This is a genomic window from Buttiauxella sp. (assembly GCF_035271705.1).
Lineage (GTDB): Bacteria > Pseudomonadota > Gammaproteobacteria > Enterobacterales > Enterobacteriaceae > Buttiauxella.
This window is the reverse complement of sequence record NZ_DATERI010000183.1, coordinates 1-16229: the sequence shown is the minus strand read 5'-3', so window position 1 is coordinate 16229 and position 16229 is coordinate 1. Positions and strand designations below refer to the sequence as shown.

16 protein-coding genes and 1 pseudogene are annotated in these 16229 nt (G+C 49.5%); 8 read left to right on the top strand and 9 right to left on the bottom strand.

The window, feature by feature from the left end; all coding sequences use genetic code 11:
- Positions 1-875, bottom strand: an 875-nt coding sequence (aroF, locus tag VJY99_RS16715; protein WP_324120475.1) for a 3-deoxy-7-phosphoheptulonate synthase AroF, incomplete at its 3' end; no start/stop codon positions are given.
- 288 nt (positions 876-1163) lie between these two features.
- Here aroF and VJY99_RS16710 point away from each other — a divergent pair.
- Positions 1164-1535 (top strand): DUF2799 domain-containing protein, encoded by a 372-nt coding sequence (locus VJY99_RS16710; RefSeq protein WP_324120473.1) that lies wholly within the window; start codon positions 1164-1166, stop codon positions 1533-1535.
- A 55-nt stretch (positions 1536-1590) separates the two neighbouring features.
- Here the strand turns inward: VJY99_RS16710 and rplS are convergent, their stop codons facing one another.
- From rplS to ffh, 5 genes and pseudogenes are all read right to left on the bottom strand, one after another.
- Positions 1591-1944 (bottom strand): 50S ribosomal protein L19, encoded by a 354-nt coding sequence (rplS, locus tag VJY99_RS16705; protein WP_324120471.1) that lies wholly within the window; start codon positions 1942-1944, stop codon positions 1591-1593.
- A 40-nt stretch (positions 1945-1984) separates the two neighbouring features.
- Positions 1985-2752 (bottom strand): annotated as a pseudogene (trmD, locus tag VJY99_RS16700) (tRNA (guanosine(37)-N1)-methyltransferase TrmD).
- A 45-nt stretch (positions 2753-2797) separates the two neighbouring features.
- The gene (rimM, locus tag VJY99_RS16695) at positions 2798-3346 is read right to left on the bottom strand and encodes a ribosome maturation factor RimM (protein WP_324120477.1); all 549 of its coding nucleotides are present in this window, start codon (positions 3344-3346) and stop codon (positions 2798-2800) included.
- A gap of 18 nt (positions 3347-3364) precedes the next feature.
- Positions 3365-3613: a 30S ribosomal protein S16 gene (gene rpsP, locus VJY99_RS16690; RefSeq protein ID WP_064560612.1), complete on the bottom strand. Its 249-nt coding sequence runs from the start codon at positions 3611-3613 to the stop codon at positions 3365-3367.
- A gap of 113 nt (positions 3614-3726) precedes the next feature.
- Entirely contained in the window at positions 3727-5088 is a 1362-nt protein-coding gene (gene ffh / locus VJY99_RS16685) for a signal recognition particle protein (RefSeq protein WP_324120468.1), read from the bottom strand.
- 296 nt (positions 5089-5384) lie between these two features.
- On the opposite strand from ffh, the gene VJY99_RS16680 reads away from it, so the two are divergent.
- Complete coding sequence (locus VJY99_RS16680; RefSeq protein ID WP_324120466.1) at positions 5385-6173, top strand: inner membrane protein YpjD; 789 nt, start codon at positions 5385-5387, stop codon at positions 6171-6173.
- Positions 6174-6199: 26 nt separating this feature from the next.
- On the top strand, positions 6200-7486 hold the full coding sequence (locus VJY99_RS16675) for an HlyC/CorC family transporter (RefSeq protein WP_324120465.1): 1287 nt from the start codon (positions 6200-6202) through the stop codon (positions 7484-7486).
- Positions 7487-7561: 75 nt separating this feature from the next.
- On the opposite strand, the gene grpE is transcribed toward VJY99_RS16675, so the two are convergent.
- Positions 7562-8146 carry a nucleotide exchange factor GrpE gene (gene grpE / locus VJY99_RS16670; RefSeq protein ID WP_324120463.1) on the bottom strand — a complete coding sequence of 195 codons (585 nt, stop codon included), beginning with the start codon at positions 8144-8146 and terminating at the stop codon, positions 7562-7564.
- Positions 8147-8275: 129 nt separating this feature from the next.
- Here grpE and nadK point away from each other — a divergent pair, with 129 nt between their 5' ends.
- From nadK to bamE, 3 genes are all read left to right on the top strand, one after another.
- Positions 8276-9154: an NAD(+) kinase gene (gene nadK, locus VJY99_RS16665; protein WP_324120461.1), complete on the top strand. Its 879-nt coding sequence runs from the start codon at positions 8276-8278 to the stop codon at positions 9152-9154.
- A gap of 86 nt (positions 9155-9240) precedes the next feature.
- Positions 9241-10902, top strand: a complete 1662-nt coding sequence (gene recN / locus VJY99_RS16660; protein ID WP_324120459.1) for a DNA repair protein RecN — start codon at positions 9241-9243, stop codon at positions 10900-10902.
- 223 nt (positions 10903-11125) lie between these two features.
- On the top strand, positions 11126-11467 hold the full coding sequence (bamE, locus tag VJY99_RS16655) for an outer membrane protein assembly factor BamE (RefSeq protein WP_324120457.1): 342 nt from the start codon (positions 11126-11128) through the stop codon (positions 11465-11467).
- A 37-nt stretch (positions 11468-11504) separates the two neighbouring features.
- Here the strand turns inward: bamE and VJY99_RS16650 are convergent, their stop codons facing one another.
- Both VJY99_RS16650 and VJY99_RS16645 read right to left on the bottom strand, forming a co-directional pair.
- Positions 11505-11795 carry an RnfH family protein gene (locus VJY99_RS16650; RefSeq protein WP_324120455.1) on the bottom strand — a complete coding sequence of 97 codons (291 nt, stop codon included), beginning with the start codon at positions 11793-11795 and terminating at the stop codon, positions 11505-11507.
- The gene (locus VJY99_RS16645) at positions 11785-12222 is read right to left on the bottom strand and encodes a type II toxin-antitoxin system RatA family toxin (RefSeq protein WP_324120453.1); all 438 of its coding nucleotides are present in this window, start codon (positions 12220-12222) and stop codon (positions 11785-11787) included. Before VJY99_RS16645 ends, VJY99_RS16650 begins: the two co-directional genes overlap by 11 nt.
- Positions 12223-12377: 155 nt before the next feature.
- On the opposite strand from VJY99_RS16645, the gene smpB reads away from it, so the two are divergent.
- Both smpB and VJY99_RS16635 read left to right on the top strand, forming a co-directional pair.
- Positions 12378-12860, top strand: a complete 483-nt coding sequence (gene smpB, locus VJY99_RS16640) for an SsrA-binding protein SmpB (protein ID WP_324120451.1) — start codon at positions 12378-12380, stop codon at positions 12858-12860.
- Positions 12861-13582: 722 nt separating this feature from the next.
- Positions 13583-16229: Ig-like domain-containing protein (locus VJY99_RS16635; protein WP_324120449.1), on the top strand; the 2647-nt coding region annotated here is incomplete at its 3' end.

Below are 16229 nucleotides of genomic sequence, written 5' to 3'. Positions count from 1 at the left end.
TCTTTAATTTGGGCGACGGCTGATTCAGCCACGCCCGGCTGACGGCGGTAGTCTTTATTTGAGTTGCCATGGCTGCAATCTATCATCAAGGCTGGGCGGAGTCCTGCCTGTTCCATCTCTTTTTCACACTGTGCAACGTCTGCCGGGCTGTAGTTTGGTGCTTTTCCGCCACGTAAAATCACGTGACCATCTGGGTTACCCTGAGTTTGCAGCAAGCAGACCTGGCCTGCCTGGTTGATACCAACGAAACGATGCGGCATAGATGCGGCACGCATCGCATTAATCGCCGTACCCAGGCTGCCATCAGTACCATTTTTAAAACCAACTGGCATAGACAAACCAGATGCCATTTCACGGTGGGTCTGGGATTCAGTAGTACGGGCACCAATTGCGGACCAGCTAAACAGATCACCCAGGTATTGTGGGCTATTCGGATCAAGCGCTTCCGTCGCCAGCGGCAGACCCATGCTGACCAATTCAACCAGCAAATGACGAGCAATTTTCAAACCAGCTTCAACATCAAACGAGCCATCCATGTGTGGATCGTTGATTAGCCCTTTCCAGCCAACGGTGGTACGTGGCTTTTCAAAATAGACGCGCATCACGAGGTACAGACTATCGCTAACTTGTTCAGACAAAATTTTAAAACGACGAGCATATTCAATCGCGGTATCAGGGTCGTGGATCGAGCAAGGTCCACACACCACCAACAGACGAGGATCGCGGCCAGCGATAATATCGGAAATCGTCTGGCGGGACTGTTCGATCTGCGCTTCTTGAGCAGCAGTCAGCGGGAATTCCGCTTTCAGTTGATCCGGAGTGATTAATACCTGTTCGTCAGAAATATGAACGTTGTTCAGCGCGTCTTTTTGCATGATGGCTTTCCTGTTTGCTCGTTTGCGATAGTCGTTTCCTCAGTGAGGATGGCACTACCTTACCAGCTTTAGTAAAGAATGCAATCCATAATACGTAAACAATAAATTACACATGATAAATAACTGCCGCTTAAAGCACTTTAAAACCTCTTTACTGTAAACAAAAATGTACGAAGGTGTATATTCTCGCTCTTTTCTGCTCAGGCCTACAAACTGTGAAAATAGCGTAATACAAAACCATAAGCGCTCTATGCTCAGATAATACCGTTTGAAATGGATATTCCCACTATGCGCTTTCTGGTACTGATTCCGATCCTGTTTCTGTCTGCTTGTTATGTTGATCCCTACACACATGCTCCCACTCCGGCGCCTACCGACTGGTATCAAGCGGGTTGGGATGATGCGATGTCTGGGCAGCCAATAAGAAGTAATTTAGTCATTGCGCATTTGCATAACGATGAAAAGGTTGATCGTGAAGAATGGTTGAAAGGATACGCCGACGGCCAGCAGCGGATTTGTGATCCCGATTTCTTAGCCATTCAAGGACAAAGCGGGAAATCATTCCCTGCCAGTTGTGAAACACTGCCTGATGTGGCTGAGCGTCGCGCACTATGGGAAAAAGCCAGCCGTGAGGGGTTACAAGAATCATTAATGCGTTAAAAAAAAAGGGCTGCCAAATGGCAGCCCTTGATATGGATGTCGCGTTAGCGAAATCTTACTTAGCAGTAAGACGCTCTTTGATACGAGCAGATTTACCGGTACGCTCACGCAGGTAGTACAGTTTAGCTTTACGAACGGCACCACGACGTTTAACAGCAATGCTGTCAATTACTGGTGAGTGAGTCTGGAATACACGCTCAACACCTTCGCCGTTGGAAATTTTACGAACAGTGAATGCAGAGTGCAGACCGCGGTTACGGATTGCGATAACCACGCCCTCAAATGCCTGCAGACGTTTTTTAGAACCTTCAACGACCCATACTTTCACTTCCACGGAATCACCCGGACGGAATGAAGGTACATCCTGTTTCATCTGTTCTTGTTCAATTTGCTTAATAATGTTGCTCATAATTTTGTCTCTTATCCTGGGTAAACTGATATTCGGGGGCTTACGCCATCCCATCATGTTTATGTTGCTGTATTTGCGTGTTCCCGTTGGAACTCCGCCAGCAACCTTGCTTGCTCTTCAGTCAGAGCCAGGTTTTCCAGAAGTTCAGGTCTTCTAAGCCAGGTACGGCCCAGCGACTGCTTCAGGCGCCAACGTCGAATCTGCGCATGGTTGCCCGACAGTAAAACTGGCGGAACCTCCATGCCTTCTAACACTTCAGGACGAGTATAGTGTGGGCAGTCCAGCAATCCATCGACAAACGAATCTTCGATTGCAGATGCCTGATGCCCCAGAACGCCCGGAATAAACCGTGAAACTGAGTCAATCAGCACCATTGCTGGTAATTCACCACCGCTGAGTACGTAATCGCCGATTGACCATTCTTCATCAATTTCGGTTTGGATTACGCGCTCATCTACCCCTTCGTACCGACCACAAACCAGAATTAACTTCTCATTTGTTGCCAGTTCGCTGACGCCTGCTTGATCAAGCTTGCGCCCCTGAGGTGAAAGATAGATAACCTTAGCACCTTCCCCTGCCGCTGCTTTCGCTGCGTGGATGGCTTCCCGCAAGGGGTTTACCATCATAAGCATACCCGGTCCGCCGCCGTAAGGACGATCGTCCACGGTACGGTGCCGGTCATAAGTGAAGTCACGTGGACTCCAGCTTTGGATGCTCAGCAGGCCATTTTTACTGCCCGGCCAGTTACCCCGAAGTCGGTAATTGCACGGAACATCTCTGGAAACAGGCTAACTACACCAATAAACACAAGCCAATCCCCATTACGCCGTCTTTTACCGTTAATCCGGAGGTTTTAAAAACCAGGATCCCAATCTACTTCAATGGTTTGAGTAGCGAGATCGACTTTCTTGATAACCTGCCCATCGAGGAACGGAACCAGCCGCTCCTTGATACCGAACGCATCTTTCAGGTTTGCCTTAATGACGAGAACGTCATTTGAGCCGGTTTCCATCATGTCGATGACTTTACCAAGCTGATATCCCTGAGTCGTCACTACCTGGCAACCCATAAGGTCTTTCCAGTAGTAGTCACCCTCGCCGAGATTAGGCAATTGCGTTGAATCAATCACAATTTCGCAATTAGTGAGAAGATTCGCCGCATCCCGATCATCAACACCTTTCAGTTTGATGACCAGATCCTGATTGTGGTGCTTCCAGCTTTCCAGCTGTACTTGCTGCCACTGACCCGCCTTCTGGATAAACCAGGGCTGATAGTCAAAAATGCTATCGGCGTCTTCGGTGGAAGAAAACACTCTGAGCCAACCACGAATACCGTAGCAGGATCCCATCTTACCCAATACGATTGGATTAACAGGTGCCTTTGCGGAGATTTGATTGCTCATCATGACCACCGTGACAGATTAAGCTGCTTTTTTTGCTGCTTTGATCAGCGCAGATACGCGATCAGAAACGGTTGCGCCTTGGCCAACCCAATGCTCGATGCGATCCAGATCCAGGCGAGTAGCCTCGTCTTTTTCGCTAGCGATAGGGTTGAAGAAACCAACGCGCTCAATGAAGCGACCGTTACGTGCATTACGGCTGTCAGTAACAACAACCTGGTAGAACGGACGCTTTTTAGCGCCGTGACGTGCTAAACGAATAGTTACCATAACATCCTCTTTAGTGAATAAAACACCGGGCCCCATCGAGGGAGGGAGCCCGGTGTCATATTAAAAGCCCGAAAATTTTACTCATTTCGGCGCAAAATGCAATCAAAATGAGCTTAACGACCTGGGAAACCTGGTGGCATCATACCTTTCATGCCACGCATCATTTTCGCCATTCCGCCTTTCTTCATCTTCTTCATCATGCGCTGCATGTCGTCGAACTGCTTAAGCAGACGGTTGACATCTTGCACCTGCATACCCGCACCCGTCGCGATACGACGTTTGCGTGAACCTTTGATAATCTCTGGCTGCGCGCGCTCTTTGAGCGTCATGGAATTAATAATGGCTTCCATACGCACCAGGACTTTGTCATCCATTTGCGACTTAACGTTATCTGGTAATTGCCCCATACCCGGCAATTTACTCATCATACTCGCCATACCGCCCATGTTTTTCATTTGTTTCAGCTGATCGAGGAAGTCATTGAGATCAAACCCATCGCCCTTCTTCAGCTTGCTGGCCAGTTTTTCAGCCTGAGCACGGTCAACTTTGCTCTCAATATCTTCGATAAGCGATAGAACATCGCCCATCCCCAAAATACGGGAAGCAATACGATCCGGGTGGAAAGGTTCCAGCGCTTCGGTTTTTTCGCCCACGCCCAGGAACTTAATTGGCTTGCCGGTGATGTGACGAATAGAAAGCGCCGCACCACCGCGCGCATCACCATCCACTTTCGTCAGCACGACACCCGTCAATGGCAACGCTTCGTTGAAAGCTTTTGCGGTATTTGCCGCATCTTGACCCGTCATGGCATCAACAACAAACAGGGTTTCAACTGGATTAATCGCAGCATGAACCTGTTTGATTTCATCCATCATCGCTTCGTCAACGTGCAAGCGACCGGCGGTATCCACCAGCAGCACGTCAAAGAACTTCAGCTTCGCTTCTTTCAGCGCAGCATTAACGATATCGACAGGTTTTTGCCCGACATCAGAGGGGAAGAAATCAACACCGACTTGTTCAGCCAGCGTTTCCAACTGTTTGATCGCCGCTGGGCGATAAACGTCGGCAGAAACCACCAGCACTTTCTTTTTGTGCTTCTCGCGTAGGAACTTACCTAATTTCGCTACGCTTGTGGTTTTGCCCGCCCCCTGCAGACCCGCCATCAGCACAACGGCTGGCGGTTGTGCCGCAAGGTTCAGGCTCGCGTTCTCTTCGCCCATCGCTGCAACCAATTCGGCGCGAACGATTTTGACGAATTCCTGACCTGGGGTCAGGCTTTTGTTAACTTCATGACCCACCGCTTTTTCTTTCACGCGGCTGATAAAGTCACGCACCACTGGTAGCGCAACGTCCGCTTCCAAAAGCGCCATGCGCACTTCGCGCAGTGTTTCTTTTACATTCTCTTCAGTCAGCCGCCCGCGGCCGCTGATATTGCGCAATGTGCGCGACAGACGGTCAGTTAAATTATCAAACATTGTCTTTTGCCTAACGTGGTAACTTAGGGCCGCAGCTTGCGACACAAACAGAATTTGGCGGATTATACCCTAAATAGTTCAAGTTGTGGGTAGGCGGCAAGGGAGCTTATCCCCAAGAGCTTACTTAAGTAAGTGGCTGGGGTAAATGAGTGCAGCCAACACCCCCATAGCTTGAACTATGACGGGTATATAACATGAAGCCGCCTTCGGTCTGATTCAACGGTTAGAGTTGGAGCAGGCGGCAGGTAACGTTATACTGCTTTTTTCCATCTCTGGCTAATTGACTGACACTTTATATGCCTGTTTTCGCATTCCTTGCGCTTGTAGCCTATTCCTGCAGCCTCGCGCTGATTATCCCAAGTCTGCTGACAAAGAACAGCGGGTGGCGTCGCTTCGCAATTTTATCAGCCGTTATCGCGTTGATAAGCCACGGTGTGGCGCTTGAAGAACGTATTTTTGCCGACGGCGGCGGTCAGAATCTCAGCCTGCTTAACGTCGGTTCGTTAATCAGTTTGATGATTTGTACCGTGATGACTATCGTGGCTTCGCGAAATCGCGGCTGGCTACTGTTACCGATTGTTTACGCTTTCGCTCTCATCAATCTGGCACTAGCCACCTTCATGCCCAATGAATTCATCACTCATCTAGAAGACACTCCGGGTATGATGGCGCATATTGGTTTGTCGCTGTTTGCCTACGCGACGCTCATTATTGCGGCACTTTATGCACTGCAGTTGGCGTGGATTGATTATCAGCTCAAGAATAAAAAACTGGCTTTCCGCGCTGAAATGCCGCCATTGATGAGCATTGAGCGTAAAATGTTTCACATCACCCAAGTCGGCGTTGTACTGCTGACGTTAACCCTTTGCACCGGCCTGTTTTATCTGAAAAACTTTTTCAGCCTGGAAAATGCCGACAAAGCGGTATTGTCGATTCTCGCATGGTTCGTCTACATCGTTTTACTGTGGGGACACTATCATGAGGGTTGGCGTGGCCGCCGTGTCGTGTGGTTTAACGTCACGGGTGCAGCGATTCTGACACTTGCCTATTTTGGTAGCCGAGTCTTGCAACAATTCGTTGGCTAATGTTGTCTTTATAAAGGAAAACCCTTTTGGAACAGATCTCAACTACTACTCTGATCATCACGTTGATCATCATGGTAGTAGTTTCAGCGTACTTCTCCGGCTCTGAAACCGGCATGATGACGCTTAACCGTTATCGGCTACGTCATCTTGCTAAACAAGGTAACCGTGCCGCTAAACGGGTCGAAAAACTGCTTCGCAAGCCAGACCGCCTGATTAGCCTGGTACTCATCGGTAATAACCTGGTCAACATTCTGGCCTCGGCCATTGGCACCATCGTCGGCATGCGTTTGTACGGTGATGCGGGTGTCGCAATCGCCACGGGTATCCTCACCTTCGTGGTACTGGTGTTCGCTGAAGTCCTGCCAAAAACCATTGCGGCGCTGTATCCGGAAAAAGTCGCCTTTCCAAGTAGCATCCTACTCGGGCCGTTGCAAATACTGATGATGCCACTGGTGTGGCTGCTTAATGTCATCACGCGTATGTTGATGCGCCTGCTTGGGATTAAAACCGACCACGTTATCAGTAGTGCCCTCAACAAAGACGAATTGCGCACCCTTGTCCATGAATCACATTCGAAAATTTCCCGCCGCAACCAGGACATGCTGCTGTCGGTGCTGGATCTCGAAAAAATGAATGTCGACGACATCATGGTGCCACGCAACGAAATTCTGGGCATCGATATCAACGACGACTGGAAATCTATTGTCCGCCAGCTAACGCACTCGCCACATGGCCGTATTGTGTTGTATCGCGATACGCTGGACGATGCCATCAGCATGCTACGAGTGCGTGAAGCCTACCGTTTGATGACGGAAAAACAGGAGTTCACCAAAGAAACCCTGCTGCGCGCCTCCGATGAAATTTACTTCGTGCCGGAAGGGACACCGCTTAGCGTTCAGCTCATAAAATTCCAGCGCAACAAGAAGAAAGTCGGTCTGGTCGTTGACGAATATGGTGATATACAAGGACTGGTAACGGTTGAAGATATTCTTGAAGAGATTGTTGGCGACTTCACTACATCAATGTCTCCAACACTTGCCGAGGAAGTGATGCCACAAAATGACGGTTCAGTGATTATTGAGGGCAGCGCCAATGTGCGTGAAATCAACAAAGCCTTCAACTGGACGTTGCCAGAAGACGAAGCCCGCACCATAAACGGTATGCTGCTTGAAGAACTGCAAGAGATCCCGGCCATCGACACACGAGTGCGCTTGAGCGACTACGACATCGATATTCTCGATGTACAAGACAACATGATTAAGCAAGTCCGCGTGACCCCTGTGACGCCACTTCGCCAAAGTGTTGAAGAATAGTCAGTGTTGAAGAATGACAGACACAAAAAAGCCAGCCTTTACGGCTGGCTTTTTACTTCAAGCGATTAAATCACATTACGCTTTAGCTTTAGCCACAGAAACCATGGCTGCGCGCAGTGTGCGGCCATTCAGGGTGTAACCCTTTTGCATCACCATCAGCACGTGGTTTGGTGCAACATCGTCAGACTCAACCATTGCAATCGCCTGATGCACATCAGGGTTGAACGGCACATTGGTATCGCCAACCACTTCCACACCAAATTTACGCACCACATCCAGCATCGATTTCTGAGTTAATTCGATACCTTCAATCATGGCGGCTAAATCAGTGTTGGACTTGTCTGCCACTTCCAAAGCGCGGTCCAGGCTATCTATCACCGGAAGCAACTCATTGGCAAACTTGTCCAGAGCGAACTTGTGCGCTTTCTCAATATCGAGCTCAGTACGGCGACGGAGGTTTTCCATTTCCGCTTTGTTGCGTAACACGCTGTCACGCTCGCGCTGCTGAATTTCTTCCAGTTGCGCGGTTAAGTCGGCAATTTGTTCATCGCGCGGATCAACCACTTCGGCACCCTCTACGGCCTCGACTTCTTCGTGGCTTTCCATTGCAATTTCGTCCGAGACTTGCTCGTCTGGTGTTTTCTGATCTTTACTACTCATGAATTTCTCCGCGTTTTTAGCATTCATCTCGCTGGTTCGCTTATTATGGGGATCCGTTTCCGGGATTCAAGGGAACGTGACATATTGTCTTAAACGTCTGCATAACTGCGCATAAGGACCATCAGCATAATGAACAAACATTTCAACTGCATTGGTATCGTCGGGCACCCACGTCATCCTACAGCCCTCACCACGCATGAAATGCTGTATCGCTGGCTATGCACCAAAGGCTACGACGTCATTGTCGAGCAGCAAATTGCTCAAGAACTGAATCTCAAAAACGTGAAAACCGGCACGCTGGCGGAAATAGGCCAACAGGCCGATCTCGCCGTTGTTGTAGGTGGTGACGGCAATATGCTAGGTGCTGCCCGCGTTCTTGCTCGTTATGATATCAAAGTCATCGGCATCAACCGTGGTAATCTCGGTTTTCTTACCGACCTTGACCCAGACAACGCACATCAACAACTCGCAGATGTGCTCGAAGGGCACTACATTGCCGAACGTCGTTTCTTGCTCGAAGCCCAGGTTTGCCAGCAGGATACGCCAACGCGTCTCAGTACCGCGATTAACGAGGTCGTGCTGCATCCGGGCAAAGTGGCGCACATGATTGAATTCGAAGTCTACATTGATGAGGTTTTCGCTTTCTCGCAGCGCTCCGATGGGCTAATAATTTCGACACCGACCGGCTCTACCGCCTATTCGCTCTCAGCAGGCGGCCCAATTCTGACTCCATCGCTTGATGCCATTACGCTGGTGCCGATGTTCCCCCACACGCTGACTGCGCGCCCACTGGTTATCAACAGTAGCAGCACCATTCGCCTACGCTTTTCGCATATGCGTAACGACCTGGAAATCAGCTGTGACAGCCAGATTGCACTACCGATTCAGGAAGGTGAGGACGTTTTGATTCGCCGCTGCGACTACCATCTCAATCTGATACACCCAAAAGATTACAGCTATTTCAATACATTGAGCTCAAAACTCGGTTGGTCGAAAAAATTGTTCTAAAAAGTGTCCCAGGCTCTTTACTGTATATAAAACCAGTTTATACTGTATGAAAACACAGTCATGTCTTTTCATACAGGAAAGCAATTATGCTGGCACAACTCACCATCAGTAACTTCGCCATCGTTCGTGAACTGGAAATTGATTTTCACCACGGCATGACCGCCATTACCGGTGAAACAGGTGCCGGTAAATCTATTGCTATTGATGCCTTAGGGTTGTGTCTCGGTGGCCGGGCTGAAGCCGATATGGTACGCCAGGGTGCCACCCGTGCCGACCTCTGCGCCCGCTTCTCACTAAAAGATACCCCCGCCGCCCTACGCTGGCTGGAAGAAAACCAACTCGATGATGGGCGTGAATGTTTGCTACGCCGCGTCATTAGCAGCGATGGACGTTCACGCGGTTTCATCAATGGAACGGCTGTTCCCCTTTCTCAGTTGCGCGACCTCGGCCAGATGTTGATTCAAATTCACGGCCAGCACGCACATCAGCTTTTGCTGAAGCCAGAACATCAAAAAAACTTGTTGGATGGTTATGCCGGTGAATCTGCTCTGCGGGTGAAAATGGCAGAAAGCTACCGTGAATGGCACCAGAGTTGTCGCTCTCTGGCGCAGCATCAGCAACTTGCTCAGGAGCGTGCAGCTCGCTCTGAACTCCTTCAGTATCAACTGAAAGAACTCAATGAGTTCTCCCCGATTGCCGGTGAGTTTGAGCAAATTGATGAAGAGTACAAACGCCTGGCCAACAGTGGGCAATTAATTTCCGTCAGCCAACAGGCGCTGGCGATCCTTGCTGATGGCGAAGACAGCAACCTGCAAAGCCAGCTGTATACCGCACGTCATTTAATGGAAGAACTGGTCGGGATGGATAGCAAACTTTCAGGTGTTTTAACCATGCTGGAAGAGGCCACGATTCAGATTTCAGAAGCCAGCGATGAACTGCGCCATTATTGTGACCGTCTGGATCTCGACCCTAATCGTTTATATGAACTGGAACAGCGTATATCCAGGCAAATCTCGTTAGCGCGTAAACACCACATTTCGCCGGAAGAAGTGCCATTGTTCCATCAACAGCTCTTAGAAGAACTGCAGCAGCTTGATGACCAGGCCAGTTCTCAAGACGAATTAATGCAGGCGGTAACACTCCATCACCAACAAGCACTGAGCATTGCACACGAGTTGCATCAGCGCCGCGCGCATTATGCAGCAGAGCTTTGCGAATTGATTACTGCAAGTATGCACTCGTTGTCTATGCCACACGGTAAGCTGGCCATTGATGTTGAATTTAACGAAAATCATCTGACCGCTGAAGGGGCCGACCGTATCGATTTCCGCGTCAGTACCAACCCAGGGCAACCATTACAGCCGTTGGCAAAAGTGGCCTCCGGGGGTGAGCTTTCCCGTATTGCCCTGGCCATTCAGGTCATTACCGCACGCAAGATGGAAACCCCCGCGCTAATCTTCGATGAAGTGGATGTCGGGATCAGTGGCCCAACGGCGGCAGTAGTCGGTAAATTATTACGACAGTTAGGCGAGTCCACTCAGGTCATGTGCGTAACGCACTTGCCGCAAGTTGCAGGTTGTGGGCATCATCACTTCTTTGTCAGTAAAGAAACCGATGGTGAGATGACTGAAACCCACATGCAGCCGCTGGATAAACGCGCACGCCTGCAAGAATTGGCACGTTTGCTCGGTGGCAGCGAAGTCACTCGCAACACACTTGCCAACGCAAAAGAGTTACTGGCAGCTTAACGACGAGTATTTGATATGCAGCCGGCAGTTGCTCTGCGTATCGTTCAAAAAACCACCACTCAGCTAGCATATTGTTAATTGAGCAGGTTTTAAGCCAACTTTTTTGCCGTACCAGGGTCAGAGTTAAGCGCCTTAATGTTTTAAACTGCGTAAAGGTTTATTATCATCGGCATATTATGAATGAGCCATGTGCTGCTCGGGCCCGAAAAGGAATCAAATCACTATGCGCTTTAAAACGCTGACTGCTGCCGCAGCGGTTCTTCTTATGCTGACCGCAGGCTGTTCCACTCTGGAGCGAGTGGTTTACCGCCCCGACATTAACCAGGGGAACTACCTGACACAGAACGATGTGTCAAAGATCCGTACTGGCATGACTCAACAGCAAGTTGCGTATGCTTTGGGTACGCCAATGATGAGTGATCCATTCGGTTCAAGTACCTGGTTCTATGTCTTCCGCCAGCAACCAGGCCATGAAAAAGTGACTCAGCAAACGCTGACGCTGACTTTTAACAGCGGTGGTGTGTTGACCAACATCGACAACAAGCCGAATCTGGAAAACGAATAACCAACAAAAAAGGTGCCGGAAGGCACCTTTTTTTTGGCTACTTCTGAGCGGATTTTTCAGCTCGCTGACGTCTGAGCTCTTTCGGATCGGCAATCAGTGGGCGATAAATTTCGACCCGATCACCCTCACTTACCGTATCGGTTAATTTTACCGGACGGCTAAAAATGCCCACTTTATTCTTCGCCAGATCGATATCCGTGCGCAGTTCAAGAATGCCTGACGCGGTAATGACCTGTTCAACAATACTGCCCTCGGCAACGCTTACCTTGAGCAAATACTGCTTTTCAGGCAGTGCGTAAACGACTTCAACCAAGATATCACGCGACACTGTAGACCTCTTTGGCGCGAACGGTAAACGCCTGCACCATGTTACCCGCCAACTCCTTGAAGATGCGACCAAACGCCAGCTCGATAAGTTTATTGGTAAACTCAAAATCGAGTTGGAACTCAATACGACATGCATCGCTACTCAGTGGCGTAAACTTCCAGCCGCCCATCAATGACTTAAATGGCCCATCCACAAGATGCATCAAAATACTGTGATTGCTGGTAAGCGAGTTACGCGTAGTGAAAGTTTTGCTGATCCCCGCTTTGGAAACATCTACCGCTGCGGTCATCTGATCATGCGACGCGTTAAGGATCCTGCTGCCTGTGCAACCCGGTAAAAAATCAGGGTAGGATTTCACATCGTTAACTAATTGATACATCTGCTCCGCGCTGTAAGGCACTAACGCAGTACGGGTAATCTGAGGCATAGCATTTCCTGAGAGTCACAAAACCGGCAAATAATAACATTTATCACCATGCAAAGAAAAACTCTTAGCCCAGACCCGTGCTAAGATATGCCTTCATCCTCGCAGCGAAGCGGGGTGTATTTGAACTCCTGGATTACTTAATACTGAGCAGCACTATGACAAAGAAAAAAGCATACAAACCAGGTTCAGCCACCATTGCGCAAAACAAACGCGCCCGCCATGAATACTTTATCGAAGATGAGTTTGAAGCGGGGCTCGTGCTACAAGGCTGGGAAGTTAAATCTCTACGTGCCGGGAAAGCCAACATCGGTGATAGCTACGTCATTCTGATAGATGGTGAAGCATTCTTGTTTGGCGCCAACTTTACCCCACTAAACGTGGCTTCAAGCCATGTAGTGTGCGACCCAACACGTACCCGTAAACTCCTGCTTAACCAGCGTGAACTCGATAACCTTTACGGGCGTATTAACCGCGAAGGCTACACCGTTGTCGCCCTGTCAATGTACTGGAAAAATGCCTGGTGCAAAGTGAAAATCGGCGTCGCGAAAGGTAAGAAACAACACGACAAACGCAACGATTTGAAAGACAAAGAGTGGGCAGTGGATAAAGCGCGGATTATGAAACACGCGGGTCGTTAAGTACTTATTCCCCCAATATCTTTATTGGTCCTTCCTGTGAAGGGCCAATAAATAAAAAACACCGTAATATTTTATTAATAACGCACATTATCAAATCTAACTCATTTTAGTTAGGAATTTTCTGCAAATTTCACTTTCATAAATCCTATACAACTCCTCAAGTGATTTTAACAAATTAATTATTTTTCACACTCACATAGATTTATGTATGCGCACGCACAACCAAGATCACTTTGTATTATTTTTGTTCACACAGGGGGGTGTTTCCGTGTAAACAACCCGACTAAATAATGGAAAAATCCGATAAAAAGTGATTTCCATCACAATAAACACACTCCATAAAACAAAATTTATAATAAACAATTCAATCAGTTACACATACATAAAATTCAGACGTCTCTCATCACCCTCTGGAAGTATCCCCTTCCCTCCCGGCGCTAAGCGTCTGGTTTGCGCTTTTGTGAATCTGTGTCTATATATTTAATATCTGTAGAAATAAATCATACAAAAGTTTGATTTTGCAGTTATACAAATAATTTCTTCAAAACGAACAACCATATTAATTATAACGTAATTCATCAATATATTGATGCTGGCATTCTTTCACTCCAAATCATTCGAATAACCGTGATCAATTTAACACTTTATTCTGGAGGGATTATTTTCGTACTAAAGCACAGTTAAACACCTCCCCCATGTTCATACAGAATGGAGTGATGAAAATGCGTTCAATATCAATCATCTCAAAATTGACTGGCGTAACCAATAACGTAGAAACTGCCATAGTCACGCTAAATTCTCCTTCAATTGTTGAACTCAAGGCTGAACGCACAGATATCGCCAGTCTCGTTCGCACTCATAACGATTTGGTTATTACCCTACGCGATGGTGAAGTGATTACCGTCAAAAATTTCTATGCTTTCGCCGACCAGGGCGGAAACCAATTGGTACTCGAAGACGATCAAGGCGCATTGTGGTGGGTACAGAATACAGACTCCGCTTTCCACTTCGAGCATATCGCCAATATTGATGAGTTGATGGCTGCCACCGGTGCAGAATCCCATGACGGTGGTGCCATTTGGCCGTGGATCTTAGGTGGAGTGGCCGTAGCGGGCGGCATCGCCCTCGCTGCAGGTGGCGGCGGAGGTGGCGGAGACAGTTCTAATGATGATGGAAACAACCCTGGCGGTGGCAATTCCGGTACGCCTAATCCTCCCACATCAGGTCGCGACACCACACCCCCAGCTGCGCCGACAAACCTGAGTGTGTCGGCAGATGGCAAAACCCTAACTGGTAGCGCTGAACCCGGCAGCACCGTGACGATTACCGACGGTTCGGGGCAGGTTATCGGAACCGGCACCGCTGACAGCGAGGGTAAATTCACAATTCCGCTCACAAATCCGCAAATTAGTGGCGAGGAACTCACGGCGCATGCCACCGACCCCGCAGGGAACACAGGGCCCGATGCTACCGTCACCGCGCCGCTTATTCCAGACCCTGTTGAACCTGTGGTGACCAGTGTCAACGATGACACAGAACCGAGCACCGGTCTGGTGCTTTCCGGGAAATCGACCAACGACAATACCCCGACAATTGAAGGCTTCGCGCTAGCGAATTCCATCGTTCGTATTTTTGACAATGGACAAGAAATTGGCACCGATGTCGCGGATGCTAACGGTAACTGGAGCTTTACCCCAGTCACTCCCCTTTCTGATGGAACGCATGATTTCACTGCCACCGCCACGAATGAAAAAGGGGAAAGTGAGCAATCCGGCAGTTATACCGTCACGATTGATACTCAAGGCCCAGCCGCCCCCGAAAATCTGGATGTGTCAGCTGACGGTGCAACAGTCACGGGCATCGCCGAAGCGGGTTCTACGGTGATTATCACAGACGCCAATGGCAACGAACTTGGCGAAGGAACGGCAGATGCCACTACCGGCGCTTTCACCATCAATATTTCTCCGACGCAAACCGCAGGCGAAGCCCTGGTCGCGGTGGCCGTTGACTCAGCCGGAAACATTAGCGCAGAAGCTCAATTCACCGCTTTCGACTCTCTTCCACCTGCCACGCCGATTATTACCAGCGTAGTAGATGATGTTGAGGGAATAACAGGTAACCTGACAAACGGTCAACTGAGTAACGACGCCCGTCCGACCTTAAATGGCACCGGTGAAGCCGGTAGCACCGTGATGATTTTCGATCATGGAACAATACTGCTAGGCACAATACAGGTTAATGCCGATGGAACATGGAGTTTCACGCCCGGTGCAAATCTGAGTGATGGAAACCATATTCTCACTGCCAGCTCCACGGATGCGGCAGGCAACCAGGGCGGAACATCGCCAGGTTTTGAAGTGCAAATTGACGCCACCGCGCCTGTTTTACCGTCAATTACCGGAGTCTTTAACGATGACGGCACTGCGCAAACGCCCATTCTTGCCAACCGTGAAACTAACCATGAAGCTACGTCTCTCAAAGGTTTAGCGGAACCCAACACCACCCTATCCCTAAAAGATAACGGTGTTGAGATTGGGACTATCAGCGTTGATGGAAGTGGTAACTGGATCTACACCCCAACGACCCCGCTGGGCAATGGCAGCCATAATTTAACCCTTACCGCGACCGATGAAGCGGGTAACGTCAGCCAGCCTTCCGCAGGTTTCGCCTTTACTATTGATTCGACTGCACCTGTTGCACCGCTTATCACCAGTGCGGTTGACGATAATGGCACGACGCAAATCCCGATTTTATCCGGCCAGTCAACCAACGACATCCAACCGACAATCAACGGAACGGCAGAGCCAGACTCAATACTGACCATCAGTGATAATGGCACCGTACTCGACACGATCCAGGTCGATGGATCCGGTAACTGGAGCTATACGCCAACCGATCCGCTTGGCGAAGGCCGCCACGAATTCACATTTACCGCAACGGATGCACTGGGCAACGAAAGCCCGGTATCCGATACCTTTACCGTGACGGTTGATACCACTCCCCCGGCAGCCCCAACCGGCCTGCAAGTTTCCGTCGATGGCCTGCATGTCACCGGCACGGCGGAACCGGGTAGCCTTATCACCGTCACCGACGCCAATGGCGTGTTACTGGGAACCGGAACGGCGGATGATACCACCGGAGCATTTGATGTCACCCCCCTGACAACCGCACAAACTAACGGCGAAGCGCTGCTGGTCAATGCCACAGATCCGGCGGGTAACCCGGGGCCGAATGCTGGCGTACTCGCCCAGGACAACACCGACCCTCTCGTGCCAACGGGTGTCGAAATTAATATCGAAGGCACCGTCGTCACGGGTAACGCCGAACCGGGCAGTACCGTGAAGGTCAAGGACAGCGGCGGGATTCTGC